The 24,434-nt window shown below is 69.0% G+C and carries 27 protein-coding genes and 1 pseudogene; 5 read left to right on the top strand and 23 right to left on the bottom strand.

What is annotated here, in order from left to right; genetic code table 11:
* Positions 1-70 precede the first annotated feature (70 nt).
* Positions 71-637 (top strand): GNAT family N-acetyltransferase, encoded by a 567-nt coding sequence (locus tag MKL11_RS08675; RefSeq protein ID WP_243942241.1) that lies wholly within the window; start codon positions 71-73, stop codon positions 635-637.
* A gap of 48 nt (positions 638-685) precedes the next feature.
* Here the strand turns inward: MKL11_RS08675 and MKL11_RS08670 are convergent, their stop codons facing one another.
* The 8 genes and pseudogenes from MKL11_RS08670 to MKL11_RS08635 form a co-directional block, all read right to left on the bottom strand.
* Positions 686-1,012 (bottom strand): hypothetical protein, encoded by a 327-nt coding sequence (locus tag MKL11_RS08670; RefSeq protein WP_243942239.1) that lies wholly within the window; start codon positions 1,010-1,012, stop codon positions 686-688.
* A 294-nt stretch (positions 1,013-1,306) separates the two neighbouring features.
* On the bottom strand, positions 1,307-2,584 hold the full coding sequence (locus tag MKL11_RS08665; RefSeq protein WP_243942237.1) for a porin: 1,278 nt from the start codon (positions 2,582-2,584) through the stop codon (positions 1,307-1,309).
* 223 nt (positions 2,585-2,807) lie between these two features.
* On the bottom strand, positions 2,808-3,656 hold the full coding sequence (locus tag MKL11_RS08660; RefSeq protein ID WP_243942235.1) for a 23S rRNA (adenine(2030)-N(6))-methyltransferase RlmJ: 849 nt from the start codon (positions 3,654-3,656) through the stop codon (positions 2,808-2,810).
* Positions 3,657-3,722: 66 nt separating this feature from the next.
* Entirely contained in the window at positions 3,723-4,385 is a 663-nt protein-coding gene (locus tag MKL11_RS08655) for a ribonuclease T2 (RefSeq protein WP_243942233.1), read from the bottom strand.
* 2 nt (positions 4,386-4,387) lie between these two features.
* Positions 4,388-4,849, bottom strand: coding sequence for a hypothetical protein (locus tag MKL11_RS08650; RefSeq protein ID WP_243942606.1), 462 nt, complete (start codon positions 4,847-4,849; stop codon positions 4,388-4,390).
* A 204-nt stretch (positions 4,850-5,053) separates the two neighbouring features.
* Positions 5,054-5,264: pseudogene (locus tag MKL11_RS33535) on the bottom strand (type II toxin-antitoxin system RelE/ParE family toxin).
* A gap of 67 nt (positions 5,265-5,331) precedes the next feature.
* Positions 5,332-5,610 (bottom strand): type II toxin-antitoxin system ParD family antitoxin, encoded by a 279-nt coding sequence (locus MKL11_RS08640; protein ID WP_243942229.1) that lies wholly within the window; start codon positions 5,608-5,610, stop codon positions 5,332-5,334.
* A gap of 64 nt (positions 5,611-5,674) precedes the next feature.
* Positions 5,675-6,664, bottom strand: coding sequence for an extensin family protein (locus MKL11_RS08635; protein ID WP_243942227.1), 990 nt, complete (start codon positions 6,662-6,664; stop codon positions 5,675-5,677).
* Between the two features lie 111 nt (positions 6,665-6,775).
* Here MKL11_RS08635 and MKL11_RS08630 point away from each other — a divergent pair, with 111 nt between their 5' ends.
* Positions 6,776-8,008, top strand: coding sequence for an amidase (locus MKL11_RS08630; RefSeq protein WP_243942225.1), 1,233 nt, complete (start codon positions 6,776-6,778; stop codon positions 8,006-8,008).
* Positions 8,009-8,264: 256 nt separating this feature from the next.
* On the opposite strand, the gene MKL11_RS08625 is transcribed toward MKL11_RS08630, so the two are convergent.
* Entirely contained in the window at positions 8,265-8,549 is a 285-nt protein-coding gene (locus MKL11_RS08625) for a hypothetical protein (protein WP_243942223.1), read from the bottom strand.
* Positions 8,550-8,749: 200 nt separating this feature from the next.
* Here MKL11_RS08625 and MKL11_RS08620 point away from each other — a divergent pair, with 200 nt between their 5' ends.
* On the top strand, positions 8,750-10,921 hold the full coding sequence (locus MKL11_RS08620) for a hypothetical protein (protein ID WP_243942221.1): 2,172 nt from the start codon (positions 8,750-8,752) through the stop codon (positions 10,919-10,921).
* A 136-nt stretch (positions 10,922-11,057) separates the two neighbouring features.
* Here the strand turns inward: MKL11_RS08620 and MKL11_RS08615 are convergent, their stop codons facing one another.
* Positions 11,058-12,203 (bottom strand): AI-2E family transporter, encoded by a 1,146-nt coding sequence (locus MKL11_RS08615; protein ID WP_243942604.1) that lies wholly within the window; start codon positions 12,201-12,203, stop codon positions 11,058-11,060.
* Between the two features lie 166 nt (positions 12,204-12,369).
* Between MKL11_RS08615 and MKL11_RS08610 the strand changes: the two genes are divergently transcribed.
* A complete protein-coding gene (locus tag MKL11_RS08610) occupies positions 12,370-12,510 on the top strand; it encodes a hypothetical protein (RefSeq protein ID WP_243942219.1) in 141 nt (46 codons plus the stop codon).
* A 6-nt stretch (positions 12,511-12,516) separates the two neighbouring features.
* Here MKL11_RS08610 and MKL11_RS08605 read toward each other — a convergent pair whose 3' ends face one another.
* Positions 12,517-12,984 (bottom strand): molybdenum cofactor biosynthesis protein MoaE, encoded by a 468-nt coding sequence (locus MKL11_RS08605; RefSeq protein ID WP_243942217.1) that lies wholly within the window; start codon positions 12,982-12,984, stop codon positions 12,517-12,519.
* A 145-nt stretch (positions 12,985-13,129) separates the two neighbouring features.
* Between MKL11_RS08605 and MKL11_RS08600 the strand changes: the two genes are divergently transcribed.
* Positions 13,130-14,149, top strand: coding sequence for a gamma carbonic anhydrase family protein (locus MKL11_RS08600; RefSeq protein WP_243942215.1), 1,020 nt, complete (start codon positions 13,130-13,132; stop codon positions 14,147-14,149).
* A 31-nt stretch (positions 14,150-14,180) separates the two neighbouring features.
* On the opposite strand, the gene MKL11_RS08595 is transcribed toward MKL11_RS08600, so the two are convergent.
* The 12 genes from MKL11_RS08595 to MKL11_RS08545 form a co-directional block, all read right to left on the bottom strand.
* Complete coding sequence (locus MKL11_RS08595) at positions 14,181-14,411, bottom strand: hypothetical protein (protein ID WP_243942213.1); 231 nt, start codon at positions 14,409-14,411, stop codon at positions 14,181-14,183.
* Positions 14,378-14,671, bottom strand: a complete 294-nt coding sequence (locus MKL11_RS33530; protein WP_409565831.1) for a colicin E3/pyocin S6 family cytotoxin — start codon at positions 14,669-14,671, stop codon at positions 14,378-14,380. The genes MKL11_RS08595 and MKL11_RS33530 overlap by 34 nt, the downstream gene beginning before the upstream one ends.
* Before the next feature lie 193 nt (positions 14,672-14,864).
* Positions 14,865-15,593, bottom strand: a complete 729-nt coding sequence (locus tag MKL11_RS08590; RefSeq protein ID WP_243942602.1) for an amino acid ABC transporter ATP-binding protein — start codon at positions 15,591-15,593, stop codon at positions 14,865-14,867.
* 152 nt (positions 15,594-15,745) lie between these two features.
* Entirely contained in the window at positions 15,746-16,438 is a 693-nt protein-coding gene (locus MKL11_RS08585) for an amino acid ABC transporter permease (protein WP_243942211.1), read from the bottom strand.
* A gap of 63 nt (positions 16,439-16,501) precedes the next feature.
* Positions 16,502-17,224: an amino acid ABC transporter permease gene (locus MKL11_RS08580; protein WP_243942209.1), complete on the bottom strand. Its 723-nt coding sequence runs from the start codon at positions 17,222-17,224 to the stop codon at positions 16,502-16,504.
* A gap of 79 nt (positions 17,225-17,303) precedes the next feature.
* Complete coding sequence (locus tag MKL11_RS08575; protein ID WP_243942207.1) at positions 17,304-18,227, bottom strand: amino acid ABC transporter substrate-binding protein; 924 nt, start codon at positions 18,225-18,227, stop codon at positions 17,304-17,306.
* Positions 18,228-18,611: 384 nt separating this feature from the next.
* On the bottom strand, positions 18,612-19,748 hold the full coding sequence (locus tag MKL11_RS08570; protein ID WP_243942205.1) for a branched-chain amino acid ABC transporter substrate-binding protein: 1,137 nt from the start codon (positions 19,746-19,748) through the stop codon (positions 18,612-18,614).
* A 50-nt stretch (positions 19,749-19,798) separates the two neighbouring features.
* Positions 19,799-20,167 (bottom strand): DUF6867 family protein, encoded by a 369-nt coding sequence (locus MKL11_RS08565; RefSeq protein ID WP_243942600.1) that lies wholly within the window; start codon positions 20,165-20,167, stop codon positions 19,799-19,801.
* A 5-nt stretch (positions 20,168-20,172) separates the two neighbouring features.
* Positions 20,173-20,970 (bottom strand): ABC transporter ATP-binding protein, encoded by a 798-nt coding sequence (locus MKL11_RS08560; RefSeq protein WP_243942203.1) that lies wholly within the window; start codon positions 20,968-20,970, stop codon positions 20,173-20,175.
* On the bottom strand, positions 20,967-21,896 hold the full coding sequence (locus MKL11_RS08555; RefSeq protein WP_243942201.1) for an ABC transporter ATP-binding protein: 930 nt from the start codon (positions 21,894-21,896) through the stop codon (positions 20,967-20,969). Before MKL11_RS08555 ends, MKL11_RS08560 begins: the two co-directional genes overlap by 4 nt.
* Positions 21,896-23,305, bottom strand: coding sequence for a high-affinity branched-chain amino acid ABC transporter permease LivM (livM, locus tag MKL11_RS08550; protein WP_243942198.1), 1,410 nt, complete (start codon positions 23,303-23,305; stop codon positions 21,896-21,898). The genes MKL11_RS08555 and livM overlap by 1 nt, the downstream gene beginning before the upstream one ends.
* Entirely contained in the window at positions 23,305-24,222 is a 918-nt protein-coding gene (locus tag MKL11_RS08545; RefSeq protein ID WP_243942196.1) for a branched-chain amino acid ABC transporter permease, read from the bottom strand. Before MKL11_RS08545 ends, livM begins: the two co-directional genes overlap by 1 nt.
* Positions 24,223-24,434: the final 212 nt, after the last annotated feature.

Raw genomic sequence — 24,434 nt, 5'->3', positions numbered from 1 at the left:
CCTCTGCGGCATGAAACGCCGGGGCCTGACCGTGCCTTTTCCGACCCGGCCGCCACCCCACATCGAAGCGATGTTTACCATCCGCGCCACCCACGACAGCCTCGCCGACCTGCCCCGTCTCGAGACCGCCCGCCTGTCGATCGCGGCCCTGCGGCCCGAGGATGCCCAGGATCTGCGCCGGCTCACCGACGATCCGGCGATCACCGCGGCGGTCGATTTCCTGCCGACGCCCTTCACGGTGCGCGATGCCGAGGACCTGATCCGGAGCGGTGCGCGCGGCCAGGATCGCTTCCTGGGAGCCTGGATGCGCGGCATCGGCGCGCAGGACGCCGATGCGGAGCCGCTGCCGGCCGTGTCCGGGTCCGACCTCGTCGGCGTCGTCGGGACGCATCTGCGCGGTCCCGGCGCGATCGAGATCGGGTACTGGGTCGGAGGCGCGGCGCGCGGGCGCGGCTTCGCCTTCGAGGCGGTCTCGGCGATCGTCGCGCTTCTCGCACGCCGCTTCCCGGCACGCATCATCGTGGCGGAATGCCGCCCCGGCAACGTCGCCTCCTGGGGCCTCCTGCAGAAGCTCGGATTCCGCGACACCGGGGAGGAGGGTCACCGCCCCGGCCGACGCCTGCTCCAGCGGGGCTGAGCGGTATCAATCGCGATTCCCCGCGACGCGGGACGGCCGCAGCCGCGTTCAGCTCACAGCTTCGGCCACTGCGCCTGCGGCAGCCCCGTCCGTCACGGTAGCCTTGGCGGCCCGGCGCTTCTTCTTGTGGCCGTCCACCTTGATGGTCCGCTCGTCCTCGGACATGCGCTCGACGAGGGCGAAGCCGTGCAATTCGGCGAGGCAGGCCAGATCCTGCGATGGCTCCTCGATCAAGGCATAAAAGGCTGCCCGCACGATATCCTTCTTGGACGCGTCGGGATGCTTCTCCCGGACGGCGGCGCGCAACGCCTTCGGCGACATGCCGGGCGCGGCGACACTCCGCAACGTATCCGACAAAACCTTGATCACCGGCATTTCCAGAGGCCCTCAACCTGTCCTCGAACGACAGGCGAAAGACGATACGTGATGCGACGCAACCACCGCAAGTACCGCGCGTCTCATGACACATTCGAATTGTTTGTAATTACAAGTATATATCACTAAATAGACGGAATTGGAAAAATTTTATGCTTGAATTCATAGACCAATTCAATGAACGCCAAGTTTTTTGCGACGATGTCATATTTTTCTCCGCGCAAGAAAAAACCCCCGGGCGCGTGCCCGGGGGTTGTCAGAAGGTCCGGCCCGAAGGCCGGTATGGGAATCGGATCAGAAGGTGATGCCGGTCTCGACCATGTAGCGATCCTGCGAGGTGCGGTTGCCGGTGCGGCCGAAGCCGGTGCCCAGCGTGCCCTCGGCGATGTTCCCGCGGGTAATGCCGCCAAGCTCGACATGGGCGTACTCGACCCGGAAGAAGTAGCGGTCGAACGTGAAGGTCGGCGTGACGGTGACCGAGAAGGCGTTGCTGCCGGCCCCGAAGCCGAGCAGGTTCGTTCCGCCGGAGCCCCGCACGCCGGTCTGCTCGGTGTATTCGACGCGGCCGGCCAGCGAGAAGTTGTCGGTGAAGGAATAAGCCGCCAGCAGGGCGCCGCCGTAGGTCGACGCGGTGTTGTTGATCCCGAGGCGGACGTCACGCTCGACGTTGGTGAACTGGAAGTACGGCGACACGATCCACGGACCGTTCGCGTAGGTGTAGTTGATGTTGAAGATGCCGCTGTTCTGCTGCGCGTTCGGCGTGGCGAACTGGTAGCGGGCGCTGCGGTCGAGGACGTTGGTGCGCCCGACGTTGAGGCCGCCGTTGACGCCGATCGTGTTGAAGTCGTCGAGCTTGTAGGCGACGTTGCCGGTGAACCAAGTGATCTCGTTGGAGAAGAAGCCGTCGGTGCCGGCGAGCGAGACCGAGAGCGGGCCGCTGCTGTAATTGACCTGCACGCCCTGGTTGATGAAGTTCTCCTGCACGAACAGGAGGCCGCGGTTGATGTTCAGGTTCTGGTAGGTGAACAGCAGTTCGGTGCCGATCAGGGTGAACATCCGTCCGCCCTGGACCGACCATTCATCGTTGATCTGGATCTTGCCGAAGGCGACCGGGACCGGGCCGAACAGCAGATCGGTCTGGGTGAACGTCCCGAGGGTCGGGAAGCCGAGCTGCGGGATCGAGTAGCCGCCGGCCTGGATGTAGAACTGGAACGCGCCCTCGGGCTTCTGGATGATGCCCTGGATGTTCGAGAAATCGAACCGCGCGGAGCGATCCCGGTCATTGGGGGCGGCCGGCGTCGAGAACGACGCGAACGGGTTGCTCTGGGTATAGCCGTAGCCGGTGACGGCACCGCCGACATAGAGGTCGCCCAGCGGGCCGGCCGAGAAGCAGGTCGGGTTCGGGTTGGCCTTGATCGTGCCGCTGTAGGTCGGGCCCAGCAGCGTCGCCTTGCAGGGCTCCGCCGGAGGCGCGACGGGAACCGGCGCCGGGGCCGCGAGATCGGCCGCGAGGATGCTGGTCGAGGAGAGCAGCACGGTGGCCAGGCCGGCCAGGGTGGATCGCTTCAGCATGGTGTCGCAGCTCGTTCGAATTGGTTCCCGGCCAAGCTGACACCGACCCGTGGATGATACAAAAGCAAACTAATGGCACTTGCCTAGTTTTTGGTCATTCCTGGGCTCGCGGCGCGGGTCTGCAGAGAAATGTGGCTTTATCGCCACAACAGAGTTGGCCGCCCTATGTCAAATCTCTTAAAGACCTGTTCCGGTCCCGTTGATCCGAATCAATAGTGCCGAATCAGTCGTCCGGGCCGAGCGGATCGCAGCGAAACCCGCCGAACGCCGCGCGAGCCAGCCGTTGAGCTAGGGCCGGTAAGAATAGCCGCGCCTCCTCGGCCAGGCGCCAGGGCGGATTGACCACGATCAACCCGCTTCCACACAGCCGGGTCGGATCGTCCGGCCGATCGATCAGCAGGTCGAGGCGCAGGGCCGGACGGGTCAGGGCGGCGTCGAGATCGCGGGCCATACGGTCGATCGCGGCCGCGTCCTTGATCGGGTACCAGGCTAGGAACAGGCCGGTCGGCCATTTCGCCACCGCGCGGGCGAGATGGCTCCCGAGCCGCTCGACCTCGCCCGGCACCTCGTAGGGTGGGTCGATCAGCACGAGGCCGCGGCGCTCCGGGGGCGGGATCTGGGCGTTGACGGCGGTCCAGCCGTCGAGGCTCAGGACCTTGGTGCGTGGGTCGCGCGCGTAGCGGTCCCGCAGGGTCTCGGCATCCGCCGGGTGGAGTTCCACGAACACGCCCTTGTCGCCGGGCCGCAGCGCCTCGCGGATCACCGCCGGGGAGCCGGGATAGGCGGTGGCGCCGTAGCGGGCCTGCACCGCCGCCACGGTTTCCCGGTAGGGCGCGAGCAGCGCCTCGACCTCGGGCGCGAAGGCTTCGGCCATCCGGCCCCAGCCCTCCCGCCACTCGCCGGTGCGGGACGCCTCGTCGGCCGTGAGGTCGTAGACGCCGAGGCCCGCGAAGGCGTCGAGCGCCCGGAACGGCTTGTCCTTGAGGCGGAGATGCGCGAGCACCCGCGCCAGGACAAGGTGCTTGAGCACGTCGGCGTGGTTGCCGGCGTGGAAGGCGTGCCGATAGTTCATGGCTGGGCCCTGAAGCGGATCGCGCGATCCGGGTCCAGCCTCAAACCGCCAAACCGGCCAAATAAATCAGCGGGCGGCGTCCAGCGTCACCTCGGGCGCGCGGCAATTGCCGCGGGCGACCTCGGGGCAGGGGGTGAAGCCGCGCAGGTCCTTGGAGAAGCAGATCCGCACCTCCTGGAGCTGCCCGCGGGTGCAGGTCACCGCCATCATGTCGGGGCGCAGGCCGCGGTTGGCGGCGACGAATTGCCGGGCGATCTCGATCGGCGCCAGGCTCTGCAGGGCGCCGCCGCCCTTCAGGCCATCGGGGATCGTCACGGCCAGCCGCGCGTCGCGGGCGGCCTGGAAGTAACTGGTGGGATCGAGACCGGAACAGGTGCCGTGTGCGCGCCACTCGTGCCGGGCGAGCCCCTCGCTCGGATAGACCTGCCCGGCTACCTCCAGCGCCTGCCGGGTCGGCGCGCGCTCCACCGCGGAGCAGTTCTGCGGGTAGCCGCGGGCATATTGCGGCCAGAGCCCGTGCACCACGAAGCCGAGGCCCCGGCCGGGGGTGCATTGCACGTCGTTCCGGCGCTCGCCGATTCCGGCGCAATAGGTCGGCGACCACGACAGGGACAGCACGTAGAAATCGAACGCGCCCGGCTCTCCGCGGCGGCTGAAGCCGCCGACATCCTGGGCGGCGGCCGGCCCTGCGAGCAGCAGGCCGGCGAGGCAGGCGGCGCGGACGCGCATGGTCAGGGGCGCGCCATCCGGCAGGCGGTGGCGTAGGCGTAGGACAGGTCGCGGTCGAGGCCGTGGACGCAGAACTCGACCCCCCAGGTCGCCCCGATGATGCCGAGGCTCTCGCGCACCGAGTAATCGACCTTGCGGCGCACCCCGTCCGACGTGGTCACGGTGGCCGAGCAGAACCGGCGCGGATAGGTGTCGAGCCCCCAGGGCCGCCAGGCGGTGCGCTCGATCGTGTCGAAGGACCGGATCGTCATCGACGAATTCCAGTACTTCGCCTCCTTCTCGGCGAAGTTGGTCGAGACCCGCTCCAGGACGCTCGGGTCCTGGCAGCCGGGGATCTGCGCGTCGAACGGGAAGATCCGCTCCTCGGCGGGCTCGATATCCTCCCGGGCCGAGCGGGCCAGGGCCGGCTGCGCCACGGAGAGGAGGGCCAGCCCGAGGGCCAGGCTGTGAAGGATCGGGCGCATGGCGCGTGCCTCGACGGGGGTGCTGTCCTGCATGCGCGAGACGATGGCTCGGCGGGGGCGCCAGTCAAGTCGGCTTAGCGTTGAGCCGGTGGTTTACTGGACGGTGCGGCGCAGGTGCCACGGTGCCGGGGCAGGGCGCGGTGACCATGCCCGCCCCCCCTGGACAAGGGCGGGTTGCCAGCCCGGGAAGGCGTCCGTGGATCGTCAAAGTACGAAGTCGGAGGAGTCCAGATCCAGATATCGGCTGCGGATCCGGACGAGGTCGATGCCGGCGGGCGTTGGCTGATAGAACAAGACGTAGTTTCCTACCGCAATGCTTCGCAGCGCTTCAGCCAATTCCGGTCTCGCGCGGCCGATCGGCGATCAACACGAGCTTGGCCTGGATCTGATCGACCAGCCGGTCGGCCGCCCGCACGTCGTCCTGCGCGATGTAATGCCAGATTTCCACGAGGTCTTTTTCGGCGCGCGGGCGCCGGACGATCCTAGTCACTGCGCTCGGAAGTGGATTGCACGGCGGCCAAGCGGCGGCGCCCTTCGGCCTTGATGGCTTCGATATCGAAGGGCGCGGAGGGACCGCTGTCCAAGCCCTCTCGGATATCCCGACGGAGCGCCTCCAGCGTGGCGGCACGACGCCGCTCGCGCGCCTCGACGAGACGGAGCCCGTCGCGCATCACGTCGCTCACCGAAGCGTAGCGCCCGGTCGCCACCATCTCGCGCACGAACTGCTCGTCCTGCTCGTCCAGGATAGAGCTTGACGGCATCGCCCCCTCCGCGGAAGCCGCCAGACTACCACCTCGCGATCGCCCCGCAATCCGGAGCCGCGGCTCAGTAGATCGGCCCCGTGTCCGGCGGCGGCGCGCCGAGCTGCAGCGGCTCGCCGTCTTCCTGCGCCGGCTCCTCCGGCGCGGCCGCGGCGACGCGGGGCGCGGGCCGCACGGGCGGCGCGGAAGCATAGGCCGAGGCCGCGGGCACGCGCGCCGGGGCGCGGGCGACCTGGGTCGGGCTCGCGGCCTTCGACATCGGCGAGACGCCGTAGGGATCGTCCTCCTCGATATCCACCGGGGCCTGCGGGGCGGCCGGCTGGCGGGGCGGCGGCAGCGGGCGCGACAGGGGCCGCTCGACCCCGGTCCCGAGCTGGGGCGTGAACTTGATCAGCGGCTGGCAGATCCGCTTCAGGCCGCGCGGATCGTGCCGGGCAAGGTCGACGTGGATGTGGTCGTAGTGGAACACGTTGGAGCCCGGGGCGAGCACCGTGGTGAAGCGCTGGCAGGCACCCAGGAAGATCTCGCGCAGGAAGCCCTGCTCGGCCTCGGTACCGCGCCAGCCGCCCTTGACGGTGATGACGTGGCCGTCGGCGAGCTTGATCGACATCACGTCGATCGCGTTGCCGAAGCCGTGCTCGGAGAGCTTGGCGCCGGGCTGGTTGTTGCGCCCGCGGCAGGAATAGGAGCCGGCGTTGATCTCGGCCACCGGCACGCCGAAATACAGGTCCGCGGCGGGCTGGATCGTGTCGGCGAGCCAGGCCTCGGCCTCGGCGAGCGCCGGGCAGCCCAGCGTCATCCGCTGCTTCAGGACCACCGTGCCGCCGGCGAGCCGCATCACCCGGAAGGGCTGCTGCATGCCGCACGGGCCCGGCCCGTCCATCGCCGCGATCGGCGTGATGAACTCGCTCGGCTGGACGAGCTTTTTGGCCAGGCAGACCTGCTCCGCCTGGTCGCGCCACGGGTCGCGCCGCTCGAAATGATTGATCGAGCACGCGGTGAGCCCCGCGCCGAACAGCGCCAGGGCCGAGAACAGGGATACGCCACGCCACATGACCCGGACGATGCGCACGACCGCGTAAAGCGTTCGTCAACGCCGATTCGGGAATGGCCCGGCCTGTGGCCAATCGGTTGACAGCGGCCCGGCCCGGGGACTGAATACAGAATGCTGTCACTCCTCGATCTTCGCGCCCGCATCGAAGCCGGCACCCTGACGCCTTCGGGCGCAATTGATCTGTGCCGTGCGGCAATCGCCGCGCGGGAGCCGGAGCTGGGCACGCTGGTGACCCTGGACGACAATCCGGCCATTCCGGAATCCGGCCCGCTCGCCGGGATCGCGGTGGGCGTGAAGGACATCATCGACAGCGCCGGCCTGCCGACCCAGATGGGCTCCGCGCTCTACGCGGGCTGGCGGCCCCGGGGCGATGCCTCCGTGGTGGCGCGGCTCAAGAACCTCGGCGCGGTGGCTCTGGCCAAGACCACCACCACGGCCTTCGCCAGCAGCGACCCGACCGGGACGGTCAATCCGCACGATCCCGGCCACACCCCGGGCGGGTCCTCGGCGGGCTCGGCCGCCGCGGTGGGGGCGGGGATGCTGCCTCTGGCGCTCGGCACCCAGACGGCGGGCTCGGTGATCCGGCCGGCGAGCTATTGCGGCTGCGCGGCGGTGAAGCCGTCCTTCCGGCTGATCCCCACGGTCGGGATCAAGACCTATTCCTGGGCGCTCGACACGGTCGGGCTGTTCGCCGCCGGCGTCGCGGATGTCGCCCATGCCCTGGCGCTGGTCACCGGCCGTCCGGAGATCGCGCGGGCCGAGGCCGGCTCGGCACCGCGCATCGGTCTCGTGCGGCAGGATTTCGCCGAGGCGCCGGAGCCGGAAGCCGAGGCTGCCCTGAGCCGCGCCCGGCAGGCCGCCGAGCGGGCGGGCGCGCAGGTCACCGACCTGACGCTGCCGCCGGAGCTGGCGCTCGCCTGGGAGCGCCACCGCATCATCCAGAACTACGAGGGCCGGCTGGCGCTCGCCTGGGAGTACGATGGCCATCGCGACGCGCTGCCGCCGCAGGTCCGGGAGCATCTCGACGCCGGGGCCGCGATCGGCGCAGCGGATTACGACGCCGCCCGCCGCCACGCGCACCGGGCCCGCCGGGTGCTCAAGGGCCTGTTCGCCGACTACGACGCGATCCTGACCTTCTCGGCGCCCGGCCCGGCCCCCGCGACCCTGGCCTCCACGGGCGACCCGCGCTTCAACCAGCTCTGGACCCTGATGGGCGTGCCCTGCGTGAACGTGCCGGTGCCGGGCGCGCGCCTGCCGGTGGGCGTGCAGGTGATCGGCCGCTTCGGCGATGACGGTCAGGCGCTGGCGGTGGCCCGGATGATCGAGGACGCGCTGCGCGGCTGACGGGCCGCCGGCGCCGGCCGCGATCGCCGCCTCCGGCGGCCCTTTCGGGTCCGGGCTCGCCGGGAGCGCCCCGGAATGACGGCGTTCGCGTGCGGCCGATGGCTACCCGGGAGACCGTATGAAGGAGCGGCGTGCCGGATAGGCCCCTCACCCCCCTCGATCGGCGCGCCTGCGCGGGGGCCGATCGACCCCATTCAGTCGCACCGGCTATCGCGCCGGATGCCTCGAACCGGACATCGAGCAGGCATCCGATCGCTCAGCCTCCCCCCTTCATCGGCATCAGGCTCTTGCGGTCGATCTCCGGCATCTTCGCCATCTGGTCGAAGGGGACGACCGCCATCACGTGACCGTCCGGCATCTTGACGACGTTGAACTGCTTGCCGGTGACCTTATCGGTCGACATCGCGACCATGAGCTGCATCGGCTCGAACGGCGTGACGACGAAATCGTGCCCCCAGGCGCCGACGAGACCCGACAAGGAGGCCATGGCCACGCCCGTGCCGGCGAGGAGAGCGACAGCCGGCAGAATTGCGCGCATCATGATGGATCCCTTCCGGTTCGATCGATGGGACTTCGCAGGCCTGGGCCAATCCGTTACCGGGACTGGATCATCATCGCCCGCCCCGTAACGGAGATCCCCCGGCGAACGAACGGGGCAGGGCGGAGAGGACTCGCGATGACGCTCTATGCGTTCCCACTGATGCGGCGCACTTCGGCGCCCCCGATCAGGATGCGGGCGCGATGAGCGTCGGACGGGTGACGGCGCAGGGACAGCAGCGGCGCGCCGTATATCGGGCGGCCTTCAGTGTCGTTCGTGGGGTCTTGTACGCGTTGCGGACCACCGCCCGGATCGCCGGCGCGCTCGCCCTCGGGGCCCTCGCCATCCTGTTCCTGAACTACGTCGTGCTCTCCACCGACAAGGCGCACGCCTATCGCAACCTCGACCCGAGCCTCGCCGAATGCCGCGACGGGCTGGCGAAGGGTTGGACGGTCCTGGCCGATACCGGCCGCGAGACCCTGCGGGCGACGATGCCGTCCGACGGTGACGGCTGGGTCGACGCCAGCAACGACGAGGACGCGGCGATCGCGAAGGCTCCGCGTTGGGCGACACGGCTGCGCTGCGCCCTGCAGCGTCACGTCGTCCCGGCCCGCGAGCCTGGCGGGCGGGACCTCGCCTACCACCTCGGCTTCATCGAGTTCCAGGAGGACGGCGAACCCTACGCGCTGGTCTCCCGCGAGGGGGCGAGCGACGCGGCCATCGACAGCGCGATGCTGCGCCACGCCATGGACACCGAGATGCGGGCCAAGGGCCTGCCGGCCACGATGGTCAAGCCGGTCATCACCCAGCTCGACGCGCTGAAGAAACATCTTTCGACCGGGTCGCACTACGTGATCGCCTTCATCCACGGCTGGCGGCACGACGCGCGGATCGGCGACGGCAACGTGGCGGACCTGCGCCTCTACGCGGCCCACGCGGCCCGTTTCCTCGCGCAGCGCTGCCCGAGCGACCCCAGCGTCTGCGACATGGACGTCACGGCGATCTATGTCGGCTGGCGCGGCGCGCGCGTCGACGAGCGCGGCCTGCGGCTCTGGTTCGGCGACGCGATCGGCGGCTTCTTCGGCAACCTGTCGGCCGGCGCCACCCTGTTCGACCGGAAGCCGGTGAGCGAAGCCATCGCGCCCGCGGCGATCTCAGCCCTCCGCACCCTCGAGACGACGCTCAGCGCGCCGGGCACGCACAACAAGCTGATCGTCGCCGGGCACAGCCTCGGCGGCAACATGCTGGCGAGCGGGCTCAAGGACGACGTGGTCAAGGCTGTGCGTCGCCATCGGTTCGGAGAGACGCTGCCACCGGTCCTCGGCAATCTCGTGGTCCTGATCAACCCCGCCTCCGAGGCGAGCAAATGGACCGCGATCCAGCGCGAGGTCTGGATGAGGCTGGCCGACCATGCCGATGCCCACACGCCCGCTTCCGAGGTCGAGCGCGACGACGGTTCCTTTCCGGCCGACCAGCGGCCGGTCCTGATGTCGGTGACCGCGGCCCTGGCCTTCCCGGCGGGCGGCCTGCGGCCCGGGGACTGCGCCTGGATCGGTCTCGATGTCGACGACGCCTTCGCGGCCGCCCGGCGGAAGATCCGGAGCCGGCTCTCGGCGACGGACAGCATGTTCGATGCAGGCATCGACTATGATTGGGCGACGCACGACCTGTTCCCGACCTTCAAGTTCGATTTCCGCCCGGCTGCGGGCTTCCTCGACCGTGTGTCGGCGCGGTTCGAGGGCCGCCAGCCCCGCGGCGAGAGCTGCAGCCCGCCCCCGCCCGTCGACCTCGGAGCCCGATTGCTGACGCTGCCGCTGCGCACCTTGTCGCTGCTGGCCGCAACCTTCCCGTTCCAGAACACCGCCCGGGAGGATTCGCACACCATCGGCAATCTCGACCCGCCGCGGCCGGCAGCCGGGGTGCTCGCCGATGCCCAGCATTCGGCCGCGCCCTTCGGCACGACCCACGAGCTGCTCGGGCTCGATGCTCCGGGCCTCGAACGGCACCACCCCTACGCGACGCTCGCCGACGCGGCCCTCGACTGCCCGCGCTCCGATCACTGGCTGACCCGGGCCCGGTCGGCGCGCGCCGACCGGCGCGGCCGCTTCTGGGACAGCGCCGACCTCGCGACCGGCGGGGCCGGCGAGCACGGCCCGGCCGCACGCTTCCTGCACGGCCTGCAATTGACCGGCATCGCGCCGATCACCCGCCCCAACGACCCGTTCTGGAACGTCCGGGCTTTCGACAACGCCCTCTCGCGCCACGACGGCTACCGGCTGTCTTCGTTCATCTGTGCCCTGAACCAGCTCGTCATGGACGACATCACCGATGCGCCGTCGTCGATGAGCGATCACCGAGACACGCAGAACCCGTAGAGCCCATTCTGAACGGCCGGCTCCCTGAACGTCCGCCCCGAACCGGGCGGCCGCCAACCCGACAGCCTCGGATCTGGTCACCGCCGAGCTGATCGCGTTCCGCCTTGAGCGGCGGCACCAGGCTCCGTCCCGCGCCTCAACTGCTCGCCGGCTCGTGCAACGTGTCCTCCACGTAGAGTTGCTCCAGCAGGACCTTGATCACCGCCATCAGCGGCAGCGCCAGGGCGATGCCCCAGAGCCCGAAGATCACGCCCAGGATGAGCTGGCCGGCGAAGATCGTGGCCGGGGGGATGTCCAGCGCCCGCTTCTGGATGAACGGCGTCAGGCCGTAGCTCTCCAGGCACTGCACCGCCAGGTAGACGCCGACGGCGCCGATCACCGCCTTGAGACCCGAGGCCAGGGCCGCCAGGATGATGACGATGCCGGCCACCAGCGGCCCCACGGTGGGCACGAAGGCCAGGAGGCCCGCCTGAAGGCCGAGGATCAGCGCGCCGCCGATCCCCAGGAAGGCCAGCCCGGCCCAGGTGCACAGGAAGATCACCGCCATGATGATCAGCTGGCCGAACAGCCAGTGCCGCAGGGTCTCGCCGGCGCCGTCGAGGACCTTGGCCGCGCGCGGGCGCTTCTGCGGCGGCACGAAGCGCAGCACCCCGTCCCGGTAGGCCTTCGGGTCGGCCGCGAAGGCCAGCCCCAGGAAGGCGATCACCAGCAGGTTGCCGAGCGCGTCGAACAGCCCGAGGATCACGGCCGCCGCTGGCCCGAGGACGCTGCCGGCGTCGGAGACGATCGAGCTGCTGCCCTTGAGCAGGCCGTTGGCGAGGCCGCCGAGGCCGCCCTCCTTCTGGCCGGATTCGGTCGAGCCGTCCTTGCCGCCGCCCTGCGGTGCCAGGCTCGGCACGTCGATGCCGCGCTCGGACAGCCAGCTCGAGACCGTGCCGGCCTGGTCCTTGATCGTGGTGCCGAGGTCGCGCCCCTGCTGCACGATGGTGGCGCCGCCATAGGTCCCGAAGCTGAGCGCCGCGACGGCGACCGCCAGGCTTGCGATGGTCAGGCGCAGGCCCCGGGGCAGGGGCAGGACGTGGCCGAGCCCCCGGGTCAGGCCGTCGAGGAACACCCCGAGCAGCACGCCCGCGAAGATCAGCAGCAGCGTGCCCACCGACATCCAGGCGAGCGCCAACAACGCCACGAAGCAGACGACGGCGATTCCCGAGGCCGCCAGCGGCAGGGCTCCGCGCCAGGGCCCGACCGGGCCGTCCAAATCCCGAAGCTTACCGTCCGTCATCATGGCTCCCGTACCGCGGGCTCACGAACGCCGCCGGCCGGCCGGGGTCAAGTGCAACCCCGCCGCAAGCTTGTGTGCAGCGCCCCGAGACCGAATGGCCGTTCGCGCGTTGTCCGCCCGCGCAATCGCTTCCGATCGGAGCCGGGCGCATGCAGGAGAGACCGGCGTGAGCAGCAACGAGCCCCACACCCATTCCCTCGGCCCCGGCCAGACCGTGGATACCGGGGACCAGCTCAGCAGCGTGGTCATCCTCGGCATCGCGATCGCCGGCGCCGTCGCGGCGGTGCTGCTCAACGCGATCCTGTAGACCGCATCAGCTCCAGCGCTCGGCCGCCGCGTCGTCATGGGCGGCGGCCTCGACCCAGCCGCCGGTGGTACCGTCGGCGAGGTGCTCGCGCTTCCAGAACGGCGCGCGGGTCTTGAGATAATCCATCAGGAAATCCGCCGCCTCGAAGGCGGCGACCCGGTGGCTGGAGGCGGTCACCACCAGCACGATGCCGTCGCCCGGCGAGACGCGGCCGTGGCGGTGGATCACCCGCAGCGCCTGGAGCGGCCAGCGGGCGACGGCCGCCTCGGCGACCCGCAGGATCTCGGCCTCGGCCATGCCGGGATAATGTTCGAGTTCCAGGGCGGCGAGCCGTCCGGCCTCGTCCCGGCACAGGCCGGTGAAGGTGACGACCGCCCCGGCCCGGCCGCCGAGCTCGGCGCCGATCCGGGCGATCTCGGCGGCGGTATCGAAGGGCTCGGCCTGGATGGCGACGCTCGGGGCGGGGGCGTTCATGCTCCGGTCCAACATCCTCGTCTGACGGTCCTCGGGCGGCGCGGGACCGTCCCACGCCTGTCACACCCGGCCGCGCCTCTATATGGCACATCGAGCCGTCTTCGCCGCGGGCGCGGCGGCGTGATCGGTGGAGAAGGATGCCCGTGTGACCCCCGACCTGATCCTGCCCTACGCGGGCGCCCTGCCGGATTTCGCGAGCCGCCCGGTCTGGTGCGGGCGCGGCAGCACGGTGATCGGCGCGGCCCGGATCGGCGCGCAGGCCTGGATCGGCGATGAGGCGGTGATCCGCGCCGACGGGCAGGCCATCATCCTCGGGGCGCGGTTCTGGCTCGGCCACCGCTCGACGGTGCACATCGCGACGCGCACGCACGGGACGCAGGTCGGCGACCGGGTCACGGTCGGGCGCAACAGCGTCGTGCATGCCTGCACGGTCGGCTCCGATGTCGTGATCGAGGACGATGTCGTGATCCTCGATGGGGCCGAGATCGGCGACAACGCGGTGATCGAGGCCGGCACGACCGTGTTCCCGCGCATGAGGCTCGAAGGCGGCCACGCCTATGCCGGCAGCCCGGCGCGGCCGAGCCGGGCGATCGGCCCGGACGAGGTCGCCGAGCGGGCCGAGCGCCTGCGCGAGCGGATGGGCGACGGATCGGGCGCCGATCCGGGGCTTCCCCCCGAGGTCGAGGACAGCGTGTTCGTCGCGCGGACCGCCCGCCTGCGCGGCCGGGTCAGCCTGGGGGCCGGCGCCAGCGTGCTGTTCTCCTGCGATCTCAACGCCGAGGTCGGGCCGATCGTGGTCGGCGCCGACACCAACATCCAGGACAACACCACGATCCGCACCCGGGGGGAGGGCGTGGTGATCGGGCGCGACACCACCATCGCCCACAACGTCCGGATCGCCGATTGCCGGATCGGCGCGCGGGCGCTGATCGGCATCGGCGCCAGCATCGCCCCCGGCACGCTGATCGCCGACGACGTCATGCTGGCGGCCGGCGCCACCACGGATCCGGGACAGATCCTGGAAGCCGGCTATCTCTGGGGCGGCCGCCCGGCCCGGATCCTGTCGCCGCTGGACGCTGAGAAGCGCGCGATGATGATCCGCATCGTCGAGGGCTATTGCCAGCACGGACGGGAGTATCGGGCGGCGCAGGCGGGAATGGCATAGCGCAAGCCGGTCGAGGCCGAGATGGGAACGCTCAGGGCTCGCGCGTGACCGGCTCCAAGTACCAATCGTAGGCGTCGACGTTCAGCGGCGCGGCGATCTGGAAGGCGATTCTGCGGACCGCCGACAGGCTGAGCGGGTACGAGCCGAGAGCCAGCTGATCAGTGTCAGGCACTTGGGCGAGGCTTCGCACCTCCGCGAAAAGAGCGTCCGGGACGTCGTGCTCGATGGTCAGGCGTTCCGTGCCCTTGTCGTATCCGGGCACGATATGGTCGACCTGCGTGGCTCAACGCGCCCCGTGCCGTCGGCCCTCGCTATACGCCAGCCTGTGACCGGATCGTATCCGCCGAGATGGGTGCCGCGCGCATCATACTTCTCGACGTGCCCGTGCTGGTAGTCCCGTTCATAGATCGTGCCGCTCGAGTCCTTCCACCGCATCCTCAAGCCTCCGCCGGGCCTGGCCGTTTTCGGCTTCAGCCTTACGGCGTCCGGAAAGCCCGGCAGGTTGCGCGGCGGCGGCACCATCGTGGCGGGTCAGGCCCAGCTAGACGCCCGGCCCGCGACGGAGGCCTCGCTTCTCGTGCCGGATCATCATGTGTCCGACCAGCCGCTGCAAGCCCGGCCGGACGGACGCGCGCAGGAAACCGCTGGGCGGGGGGAGAAGCGATCCTGTCTCCCGCGCCGCCCAGGAGTGTCTGCGATCGCGTGCGGAGGATTCTTAGTGCTGCAGGATCTTCGACAAAAAGGTCTGGGCGCGCTCGGAGCGGGGGCTGCCGAAGAAGTCCTCCTTCTTGGCGTCCTCGACGATCTCGCCGCGGTCCATGAAGATCACCCGGTCGGCGACCTTGCGGGCGAAGCCCATCTCGTGGGTCACGACCATCATGGTCATGCCCTCCTTGGCGAGCTCCACCATCACGTCGAGCACCTCGCCGACCATCTCGGGGTCGAGGGCGGAGGTCGGCTCGTCGAACAGCATCACCACCGGGTTCATCGCGAGCGCCCGGGCGATCGCCACGCGCTGCTGCTGACCGCCCGAGAGCTGACCCGGGAATTTGGTCGCCTGGGCGCTCAAGCCCACCCGGGCCAGCAGGTCGAGGCCGCGCTTCTTGGCGTCCTCGGCGCTGCGGCCCAGGACCTTGCGCTGGGCCATGGTGAGGTTCTCGGTGATCGAAAGATGCGGAAACAGCTCGAAATGCTGGAACACCATGCCGACCCGGGAGCGGAGTTTCGGCAGGTTGGTCGTCTTGTCGACGACCTTGGTGCCGGCGACCGTGATCTGGCCCTTCTGGAACGGCTCCAGGGCGTTGACGCACTTGATCAGGGTCGACTTGCCCGAGCCCGAGGGGCCGCAGACCACCACGACCTCGCCCTTGGCGACCTGGGTGGTGCAATTGGTCAGCACCTGGAAGTCGCCGTACCATTTGCTGATGTTGTCGATGGCGATCATCGTCTCGCCGGGCGCCGCCACCGGCGCGCCGGAGATGAGGCTCCCCGGCTGCAGCCCGGCGTCCCGCGGGGCGTGGGTGGCGTCGGCGACGGGTTCCTTGACGGAGGGTGCCGGCATCGGGGTCGAGGTCATGGCGCGGACTCCAGTGTCGGTCAGCGGATGATGGCGACGCGGCGCTGCAGGCGACGCACCAGGAACGAGGCCGTGAAGCAGATCACGAAGTAGACGATGGCGGCGAAGATATACATCTCGACGAGGCGGCCGTCGCGCTGCGCCACCTTCGAGGCGGCGCCCATGAAATCGGTCAGCGAGAGCACGTAGACCAGCGACGTATCTTGGAACAGCACCACGGTCTGCGTCAGCAGCAGCGGCAGCATGTTGCGGAAGGCCTGGGGCAGGACGACGTTGGCCATGGTCTGCCAGTAGTTCATCCCAAGCGCCAGAGCCGCCCCGGTCTGCCCCTTGGGGATCGACTGGATGCCCGCCCGCATGATCTCGGAGAAGTAGGCCGCCTCGAACGCCATGAAGGTGATCAGCGCCGACGGGAAGGCGCCGACCTGGATCGGGGTCGAGGCGCCGGTCACGTAGGCGCCGATATACGGCACCAGGAAGTAGAACCAGAAGATCACCAGCACCAGCGGCAGCGAGCGGCACAGCTCGACATAGCCCTTGGCGACATGGCTCAGGCCCGGCACGCTCGAGAGCCGGGCCATCGCCAGCAGTGTGCCGATCACGACGCCGCCGACCGCCGCCATGGCGGTGAGGGTCACCGTGAAGACCATGCCCTGCCCGAACAGGTAGGGCAGGGACGAGAGGATGACGGAGTAATCGAAATTCGAGAGCATCGGGGCCTGTTCGCGGTGGCCGGGTGCCGGCGGAGCGGGGAAATCGAGGGGCGGGCCGACGCCTCAGCGCTGGCCGGGAATCGCGACGGCGCGCTCCAAGTAGGTCGCCGCGGTGACCACCACGAGATTGATGATCACGTAGAGCAGGGTGGCCGCGGTGAACGCCTCGAACACCTGGAACGAGAATTCCTGCATCGACCGGGCCCGGGCGGTCAGCTCGAGGAGGCCGATGGTGAGGGCCACGGAGGTGTTCTTGAGGTTGTTCAGGAATTCCGAGGTCATCGGCGGCAGGATGATCCGGTAGGCGTTGGGCAGCAGGACGTAGCGGTAGGTCTGGTAGACCGTGAACCCCATCGCGGTGCCGGCCATGCCCTGGCCGCGCGGCAGCGACTGGATGCCGGCGCGGACCTGCTCGGCCACCCGCGAGGCGGTGAAGAAGCCGAGGCACACCACAGCCGTATAGAACGGCGCATCGGGCATCTGCTTGATCGCGTCGCCGACCTGCGTCGGCACCACTTCGGGCAGCACGAAGTACCAGAGGAACATCTGCACCAGCAGCGGCACGTTGCGGAACAGCTCGACATAGGCCGTGCCGATCGCGTTGGCGGTCTTCGACGGAAGGGTCCGCAGCACTCCGATCAGGGAGCCGAGGAAGAACGCGATGAACCACGAGCACAGGGCGGTCGCGATCGTCCACATGAGCCCGGAGAGCAGCATGTCGAGATAGGTGCCGTTGCCCTCGGGCGAGGCGTCGAAGAAGATCCGCCAGTTCCAATTGTAGTTCATGGTGCCGCTTCTACCCCGCCCTTAAAAGGCGCACCGCAGGCATCAAAGGCCCGCGGTGCGCATCATCCTCGGCGATCGCTCAGTAGGCCGCCGGATCGGGGCTCGCGATCGGCGTCGTGAACTGCTTGGTCATCTCCGCGCTCATCGGCAGGTTGAGGTTGATGTTGCGCGGCGGGATCGGCTTGGTGAACCACTTGTCGTAGAGGGCCTTGCCCTCGGGGCTCGTGTAGAGCTTCGAGGTGGCCTCGTCGGCGACCTTCTTGAACGGCGCGTCGTCCTTGCGCAGCATGATGCCGTAGGGCTCGGGCTTCGACAGCGCCTCGGTGGAGATCTCGAAGGCCGAAGGATCCTTGGCGGAAGCGGCCAGCGAGGCGAGCAGCACGTCGTCCATCACGAAGGCCACGGCGCGGCCGGTCTCGACCATCAGGAACGCCTCGGCATGGTCCTTGGCCGGCAGGATCGTGAGGCCGAGCTTCCGCTCGGTGTTGGCCTCGTTGATCTGCTTGATGTTCGTGGTGCCCGAGGTCGACACGACGGTCTTGCCCTTCAGGTCCTCGATCGTGTGCAGGTTGGACGACTTCTTCGAGACGTAGCGGGTCGCGGTCAGGAAGTGCGAGTTGGTGAAGCTTACCTGCTTCTCGCGCTCGGCGTTGTTGGTGGTCGAGCCGCATTCGAGGTCGATCGTGCCGTTCGCCATCAGCGGGATGCGGGTGGCGGAGGTGACCGGGTTGAGCTTCACCTCCAGATTCGGCAGGCCGAGATTGGCCTTCACGGCGTCGGCGATCTTGAAGCAGATGTCGAGGGCGTAGCCGATCGGCTTCTGGTCGCCGCCGAGATAGGAGAACGGCACGGAGGCGTCGCGGTAACCGATGGTGATGGCCCCGCTGTCCTTCACCTTCTTGAGGGTGCCGGTCAGTTCCTCGGCCTGCAGGCCGAGGGGGGCCAGGGCGAGGCTCAGGCCGAGCGCCGCGGCAAGGCCGCGGCGAGCGATATCAGACTGCATCGGTACGGAACTCCTGGATCAGGCCGAACGGGATCGGCTGGCGGCTTGGCGCTCGGGCCCGCCCGCTCGGGCGACGCCTTTGCAATGATGGTGCCGAGAGACTGGCCGCGGCGCCGCGCTGCATCGTGGCAGACGACGGAAGAACAACCGCCACCGTCGCGCACGCGTCCACGGTCGCCTGTTCCGTCACCGTCATCCGGTCTCCTCCGGTACGTCGAGTCGATTGCTCCCGCGCGCCGCCGGCATCATGCACAATTCTTGGGCGTACGCACGGGGTGGGGCGGGCGCGAGGGCGATTAAGGCTTACGATTCCACCACTTCCGATACACCGACGCCGCCCCGCACGGTCGGGCGGGGCGGCGTCGGTCGGGAATGCGGTGCGGATTACTTGGTCAGTTCGTTGCCGGTATAGTCGATCTTGCCGTCGGCGCCCTTCTTCCACTCGTACAGGACGTAGTCCGGCCGGGTGATGTCGCCTTTCTTGTCGTAGGCGATCGGGCCGACCACGGTCTCGGTCGGCTTGCCCTGGTGCAGCCACTCGGCGAGCTTCTTGCCGTCGCTGGAGCCGGTCTCGGCCATCGCCTTGGCGAGCACCTGCACGGCCGCGTAGGAGTAGAGCGTGTAGCCCTCGGGATCGATGTTCTTGGCCTTGAACGCGGCGAGCGCGGCCTTGGCGTTGGGATTCTTGCGGGCGTCCGGGGGGAAGGTGGTCAGGGTGCCCTCGGCGGCCGGACCGGCGATCGCCACCAGCTCGCGGTCGACCATGCCGTCGCCGCCCATCAGCGGAGCCTTGAGGCCCTGGTCGCGCATCTGGCGCAGGATCAGCCCGGCTTCGGTGTAGTAGCCGCCGAAATAGACGATGTCGACATTGGCCGATTTCAGCTTGGAAACCAGCGCCGAATAGTCCTTCTCACCCGGGTTGATGCCTTCGAACATGACCGGCTTCACGCCCTTGGCCTTGAGCACCATCAGCGTCTCGTCGGCCAGGCCCTTGCCATAGGGGGTCTTGTCGTGGACGAAGGCGATCTTCTTGTCCTTATAGTGCGCGACGAGATACGCCCCCGCCACGGCACCCTGCTGGTCGTCGCGGCCGCAGGTGCGGAAGGTGTTCCACATCCCGCGCTCGGTGAACTTCACGTTGGTGGAAGCCGGGGTGACCTGGATGATGCCGGCGTCGAGATAGACGTCGGAGGCCGGGATCGACACGCCGGAATTGTAGTCTCCGACCACCACCTTCACGCCGTCGCTGGCGAACTTGTTGGCCACCGAGACGCCCTGCTTGGGGTCGGAGGCGTCGTCGCCGACCGTGACCGTCAAGGTCGTGCCCTTGAGGGTGCCCGCCTTGTTGAGGTCCTCGACGGCCTGGCTGGCGCCGTTCTTGATCTGCGCCCCGATGGCGGCGCTGTTGCCGGTGATCGGCGCGGCGATGCCGAGCTTGACCTCGGCGGCGAAGGCTCCCGTCTCTCCGGCCGCAGCGATCATCGTGCCGAGGGCGAGCCCGGCCAGCAGAATCGATCTCATCGCGAACATCCCCTTCGATCGTTAGTCCGTCCCGGTGGATCCGGCCGAACTCACCCGACCTCACCGGAGACGGGCGCCCGTTCGCGCCACGTCAGGGGAGAGGTCTTCTCGTAGAGCCAGCGGTACTGGCTCGTTATCTGGCGCGTGCGCGTGACCCGAAAGCCCGCCGTGCCGATGATCATGATCACGATCGCGTCCACCGCATAGTAGTGCAGCGAGACCAGCGTCCCGGAAAACAGCGCGAAATGGATGAAGCGCACGGCCGCGGCCACGAGGAGCAGCGCGGCCGCGCATTGCCAGAACGGCCGCCAGCCCCGGGCGACCGCCCGGGCCGCCATCCAGCCGGCCCAGCCGCCCATCACCACGGTGACGAGCAGGAACAGCCAGGCCGATTCCTCCTCGTACAGGATCCCCTGCAGCATGCTCATGCCCCGACCGGGCCGGTATGGCCCCCTTCCAGATAGGCGGCCTTGACGTTCGGATCGTCGAGCAGCGCCCGCCCGGTGCCGCTCATCGTGACCCGGCCGTTGACCAGCACGTAGCCGCGATGGGCGAGCTTCAGGGCGTGGTAGGCGTTCTGCTCGACCAGGAAGATCGTCATGCCGTCCGTGCGGTTCAGCTCCTTGATCGCGTCGAAGATGCCCTTCACCACCAGCGGCGCCAGGCCGAGCGACGGCTCGTCCAGCAGCAGCAGGCGCGGGCGGCTCATCAGGGCGCGGGCGATGGCGAGCATCTGCTGCTCGCCCCCGGACATCGTGCCGGCGCGCTGGTGCAGGCGCTCCTTCACCCGCGGGAACAGGGTGCAGACCTTCTCCAGATCCTCCTGGAAGTGGCGCTCGCCGTGCAGCGAGGCGCCCATCTGGAGGTTCTCGAACACGCTCATGCGCGGGAACACCCGGCGGCCCTCCGGCGACTGGGCGATTCCGAGCCGGGCGATGGCGTGAGTCGGCAGCCGGGTGATGTCGCGCCCGTCATACGTGATCGTCCCCGTGCGCGCCTGGGGGCTGCCGAAGATCGTCATCATCAGGGTCGACTTGCCGGCGCCGTTGGCGCCGATCAGGGTGACGATCTCCCCGTCGGCGACATCGATGTCGACGCCCCGGAGAGCGGCGACGCTGCCGTAATAGGTGGAGACGTCGCGCACCGCGAGGAGCGGGGGCTTGGCCCCCGCCTGGATCGCCCGGGTCTCCTCGACCAGGACGTTGATGCCGGCGACACTCATACCGACGCCTCCGAATGCGTGACGTCCGGACGGGTCGGGTCTCCATGCGGCACGGTGATGCCGACCTCGGCTTCCACGGCTTCCACCTCGTCGTCCTCGACGCCCAGATAGGCGGCGATCACCTTCGGATCCGCCCGCACCTCGGCCGGGGTGCCGTCGGCGATCTTCTGGCCGTAATCCAGCACGACCACGTGGTCGGAGATCTCCATGACCACCGACATGTCGTGCTCGATCAGGAGAACCGACGTGTCGTGCGCGTCGCGGATGTGGCGCAGCAGCGCGTTGAGCTCGGCGGATTCGCGCGGGTTGAGACCCGCCGCCGGCTCGTCGAGACAGAGCAGCACCGGGTCGGTGCACATCGCCCGGGCGATCTCCAGCCGGCGCTGCGCGCCGTAGGGCAGGGCGCCCGCCGGGTCGTCGGCCCGTTCCATCAGGTCGATCCGGTCGAGCCAGGCCTTGGCCCGCTCGATCGCCTCGGCTTGCGCGTCCCGGTAGCCCTTGAGACCCAGGAGTCCGAACAGGGTGTAGCCCGAGGCCCGCATCAGCGGCTTGTGCTGGGCGACCAGCAGATTCTCCAGCACCGTCATGCCCTGGAACAGGCGGATGTTCTGGAAGGTTCGCGCCACCCGGGCGGTGCGGTTGACCGCGTGGTTCGGCAGCCGCTCCAGCAGGTGCGTGGTGCCGTCGTCGTGGCTGAGCCGGAGCATGCCCTCGGTCGGCTTGTAGAAGCCGGTGATGCAGTTGAACACCGTGGTCTTCCCGGCTCCGTTCGGACCGATCAGGGCGGTGATGTCGCCGCGCCGGGCCTCGAACGAGAAGTCGGAGACGGCGGTCAGGCCGCCGAACCGCATGGTCAGATGCTCGACGGCGAGCACCGACGGGGCGGAGGCCTGCGCCTGCGCCCGGGGATCCGGATGAAGCGCCATCAGCCGTGCCCCTCGCTCACATGGGCCCCGGAGACGGCGCGGCGCTTGCCCAGCGACACGGAGGGCAGGCGTTCCGAGATCAGCCCGCGCGGGCGCCAGACCATCATCGCCACCATGGCGAGGCCGAACAGCAGCAGGCGGTACTCGTTGGGGTCGAAGCCCTCGCCGAACACGGCTTTGAGGAAGCCGAGATTGCGCAGCATCTCCGGGCCGCCGACCATGGCCACCGCCGCGATGGCGACGCCGACCTGGCTGCCCATGCCGCCCAGCACCACGATCGCCAGGATGATCGCGCTTTCCAGGAAGTTGAAGCTCTCCGGGCTGATGAAGCCCTGGCGCACCGCGAAGAACGAACCGGCGATGCCGCCGAACGCCGCCCCGAGCGCGAAGGCCGTGAGCTTGGTGGCGGTGGTGTCGATGCCGAGCGACCGGCACGCGATCTCGTCCTCGCGCAGGGCCTCCCAGGCGCGCCCGATCGGCAGGCGTCGCAGGCGCAGGGTGACGAAGTTCGTGAACAGCGCCAGCGCCAGGATGAGGTAGTAGAGGAACACCAGCCGGTGCATCGAATCGTACGGGATGCCGAACCGGGCGGCGAAGCCGTCCTCGCCGGCGCTGAACGGGATGCCGAAGAAGGTCGCCCGCGGGATCGAGGAGATGCCGGCCCCGCCCCCGGTCACGTCGGTCCAGTTGATTAGCACCAGGCGGATGATCTCGCCGAAGGCCAGCGTCACGATGGCGAGGTAGTCGCCGCGCAGGCGCAGCACGGGGAAGCCGAGCAGCATCCCCCACAGGCCGGCGAACACGCCCGCCAGCGGCAGGCAGATCCAGAACGACAGGCCGAACGTGGTCGACAGGAGCGCGTAGGAATAGGCGCCGACCGCGTAGAAAGCGACGTAGCCGAGGTCGAGCAGGCCGGCGAGGCCGACCACGATGTTGAGGCCCCAGCCGAGCATCACGTAGGTCAGGATCAGGATGCCGAGATCGATCCAGTAGCGGGCCGAGGACAGGCCCCCGGTGGCGAGGGTCGCGATCAGCGGCAGCGTCAGCGCGACGCCCACGAACATCCAGAGGCCGAACCTGGAGGTTTTTTGGCCGGCATCGGGCTCGCCGTGGACCGCCTCTGTGGCCTGGGCCGGGGAGGGGGTCAGGGCGCGCCGCGCGTCCCGGCGCAGGAGGATCAGGCGCTGGAGGATGCGGACGACGAAGATCGCCGCGCACAGGGACGCGACCAGGCCCCAGCGGGGAACGAGCAGGAGGTCGCTGCCGGGGCCGGCCTCCGTGCGGTAGCTGATGATCGGCACGCACAGGCCGAAGGCGACGAGCGCGTAGAGCGCGGCGTCGCGCAGGATGCCGGCCATCGCGGATCCGGGGATCGCGCCGGCTTGGGTCGCAGACGGTGAGTGAGCCATCAGACCTTCTCGACCTCCGGACGGCCCAGGATGCCGGACGGCATGAAGATCAGCACGATCGCCAGGATCGAGAACGCGGCGACGTCCTTGTACTCGATGGAGAAGTAGGCCGACCAGAAGGTCTCGATCAGCCCGATGATCAGGCCGCCGAGCACGGCCCCGGGCAGCGAGCCGATGCCGCCGAGCACGGCGGCGGTGAACGCTTTCACGCCGGGCACGAACCCGTCCGAGAAGGACACGACGCCGTAATACATGAGGTAGAGGACGCCGGCGACGGCCGCCAGAGCGGCGCCGAGCACGAAGGTCAGGGAGATCGTCCGGTCGACGTCGATGCCGAGCAGGGCGGCCATCTTGCGGTCCTGCTCGCAGGCGCGCTGCGCCCGGCCGAACGGGGTGCGCTGCACGAGATACCAGAAGCCGGTGAGCAGCACGGCCGTGACCGCCATGATCAGGATCTGCTTGTAGGCCAGGAACACCGCGTAGCCGTCGCGCTCGAACAGCGTGATACCGCCCGACAGCATCGGCGGCGTCGGCTTGTTGCGCGCGCCCTGCACCACCTGGACGAAGTTCGACAGGAAGATCGAGACGCCGATCGCCGAGATCAGCGGCGCCAGGCGGAACGAGCCGCGCAGCGGCCGGTACGCGATCCGCTCGATCGCCCAGCCCCACAGGGCGGTCAGCACCATGGCGACCACGAGGACCACCAGGAACGCCAGGGCGATCGAGCTGATCCCCAGCCACGTCGTCAGCAGAAGGAAAGTGATCAATGCGATGAAACAGGATACCATAAAGACATCGCCGTGGGCGAAGTTCACCATTCCAATAATTCCGAACACCATCGTGTAACCGATCGCGATCAGACCGTATATCGAACCGAGCGTCAGCCCGTTTATCAGCTGCTGTACGAAGACGTCCATGTACTCTCGCGGGCGTAGGTTTTTCGTCCAGCCTGCAGAAACGGCAGGCGAGCCGGGAGAGCAAGTCCCGTACCGCAGCTGCGGCCGTCCGGCCACAGGTTTCAACCCCCTGCGAACGTCCCGGGAAAACAGTCAGGCAGGTCAGTAACACCCCGCCAATGGGCTTGCATCTGGCGTAGTTCGTGCTTCACGTTAACGAAAATCAATGCTGG

Origin of the sequence: Methylobacterium sp. J-077 (assembly GCF_022829365.1) — a bacterium.
Classification (GTDB): domain Bacteria; phylum Pseudomonadota; class Alphaproteobacteria; order Rhizobiales; family Beijerinckiaceae; genus Methylobacterium.
Note: the sequence above shows the minus strand (reverse complement) of the source record. Positions and strands in the feature narration are given on the sequence as shown.

Excerpts from the sequence above, each read along its gene's own strand:
- MKL11_RS08675 (WP_243942241.1), top strand. The coding sequence starts at position 71 with ATGTTTACCATCCGCGCCACCCACGACAGCCTCGCCGACCTGCCCCGT.
- MKL11_RS08670 (WP_243942239.1), bottom strand. The coding sequence starts at position 1,012 with ATGCCGGTGATCAAGGTTTTGTCGGATACGTTGCGGAGTGTCGCCGCG.
- MKL11_RS08665 (WP_243942237.1), bottom strand. The coding sequence starts at position 2,584 with ATGCTGAAGCGATCCACCCTGGCCGGCCTGGCCACCGTGCTGCTCTCC.
- MKL11_RS08660 (WP_243942235.1), bottom strand. The coding sequence starts at position 3,656 with ATGAACTATCGGCACGCCTTCCACGCCGGCAACCACGCCGACGTGCTC.
- MKL11_RS08655 (WP_243942233.1), bottom strand. The coding sequence starts at position 4,385 with ATGCGCGTCCGCGCCGCCTGCCTCGCCGGCCTGCTGCTCGCAGGGCCG.
- MKL11_RS08650 (WP_243942606.1), bottom strand. The coding sequence starts at position 4,849 with ATGCGCCCGATCCTTCACAGCCTGGCCCTCGGGCTGGCCCTCCTCTCC.
- MKL11_RS08640 (WP_243942229.1), bottom strand. The coding sequence starts at position 5,610 with ATGCCGTCAAGCTCTATCCTGGACGAGCAGGACGAGCAGTTCGTGCGC.
- MKL11_RS08635 (WP_243942227.1), bottom strand. The coding sequence starts at position 6,664 with ATGTGGCGTGGCGTATCCCTGTTCTCGGCCCTGGCGCTGTTCGGCGCG.
- MKL11_RS08630 (WP_243942225.1), top strand. The coding sequence starts at position 6,776 with ATGCTGTCACTCCTCGATCTTCGCGCCCGCATCGAAGCCGGCACCCTG.
- MKL11_RS08625 (WP_243942223.1), bottom strand. The coding sequence starts at position 8,549 with ATGATGCGCGCAATTCTGCCGGCTGTCGCTCTCCTCGCCGGCACGGGC.
- MKL11_RS08620 (WP_243942221.1), top strand. The coding sequence starts at position 8,750 with ATGAGCGTCGGACGGGTGACGGCGCAGGGACAGCAGCGGCGCGCCGTA.
- MKL11_RS08615 (WP_243942604.1), bottom strand. The coding sequence starts at position 12,203 with ATGACGGACGGTAAGCTTCGGGATTTGGACGGCCCGGTCGGGCCCTGG.
- MKL11_RS08605 (WP_243942217.1), bottom strand. The coding sequence starts at position 12,984 with ATGAACGCCCCCGCCCCGAGCGTCGCCATCCAGGCCGAGCCCTTCGAT.
- MKL11_RS33530 (WP_409565831.1), bottom strand. The coding sequence starts at position 14,671 with ATGGTGCCGCCGCCGCGCAACCTGCCGGGCTTTCCGGACGCCGTAAGG.
- MKL11_RS08590 (WP_243942602.1), bottom strand. The coding sequence starts at position 15,593 with ATGATCGCCATCGACAACATCAGCAAATGGTACGGCGACTTCCAGGTG.
- MKL11_RS08585 (WP_243942211.1), bottom strand. The coding sequence starts at position 16,438 with ATGCTCTCGAATTTCGATTACTCCGTCATCCTCTCGTCCCTGCCCTAC.
- MKL11_RS08580 (WP_243942209.1), bottom strand. The coding sequence starts at position 17,224 with ATGAACTACAATTGGAACTGGCGGATCTTCTTCGACGCCTCGCCCGAG.
- MKL11_RS08575 (WP_243942207.1), bottom strand. The coding sequence starts at position 18,227 with ATGCAGTCTGATATCGCTCGCCGCGGCCTTGCCGCGGCGCTCGGCCTG.
- MKL11_RS08570 (WP_243942205.1), bottom strand. The coding sequence starts at position 19,748 with ATGAGATCGATTCTGCTGGCCGGGCTCGCCCTCGGCACGATGATCGCT.
- MKL11_RS08560 (WP_243942203.1), bottom strand. The coding sequence starts at position 20,970 with ATGAGTGTCGCCGGCATCAACGTCCTGGTCGAGGAGACCCGGGCGATC.
- MKL11_RS08555 (WP_243942201.1), bottom strand. The coding sequence starts at position 21,896 with ATGGCGCTTCATCCGGATCCCCGGGCGCAGGCGCAGGCCTCCGCCCCG.
- livM (WP_243942198.1), bottom strand. The coding sequence starts at position 23,305 with ATGGCTCACTCACCGTCTGCGACCCAAGCCGGCGCGATCCCCGGATCC.
- MKL11_RS08545 (WP_243942196.1), bottom strand. The coding sequence starts at position 24,222 with ATGGACGTCTTCGTACAGCAGCTGATAAACGGGCTGACGCTCGGTTCG.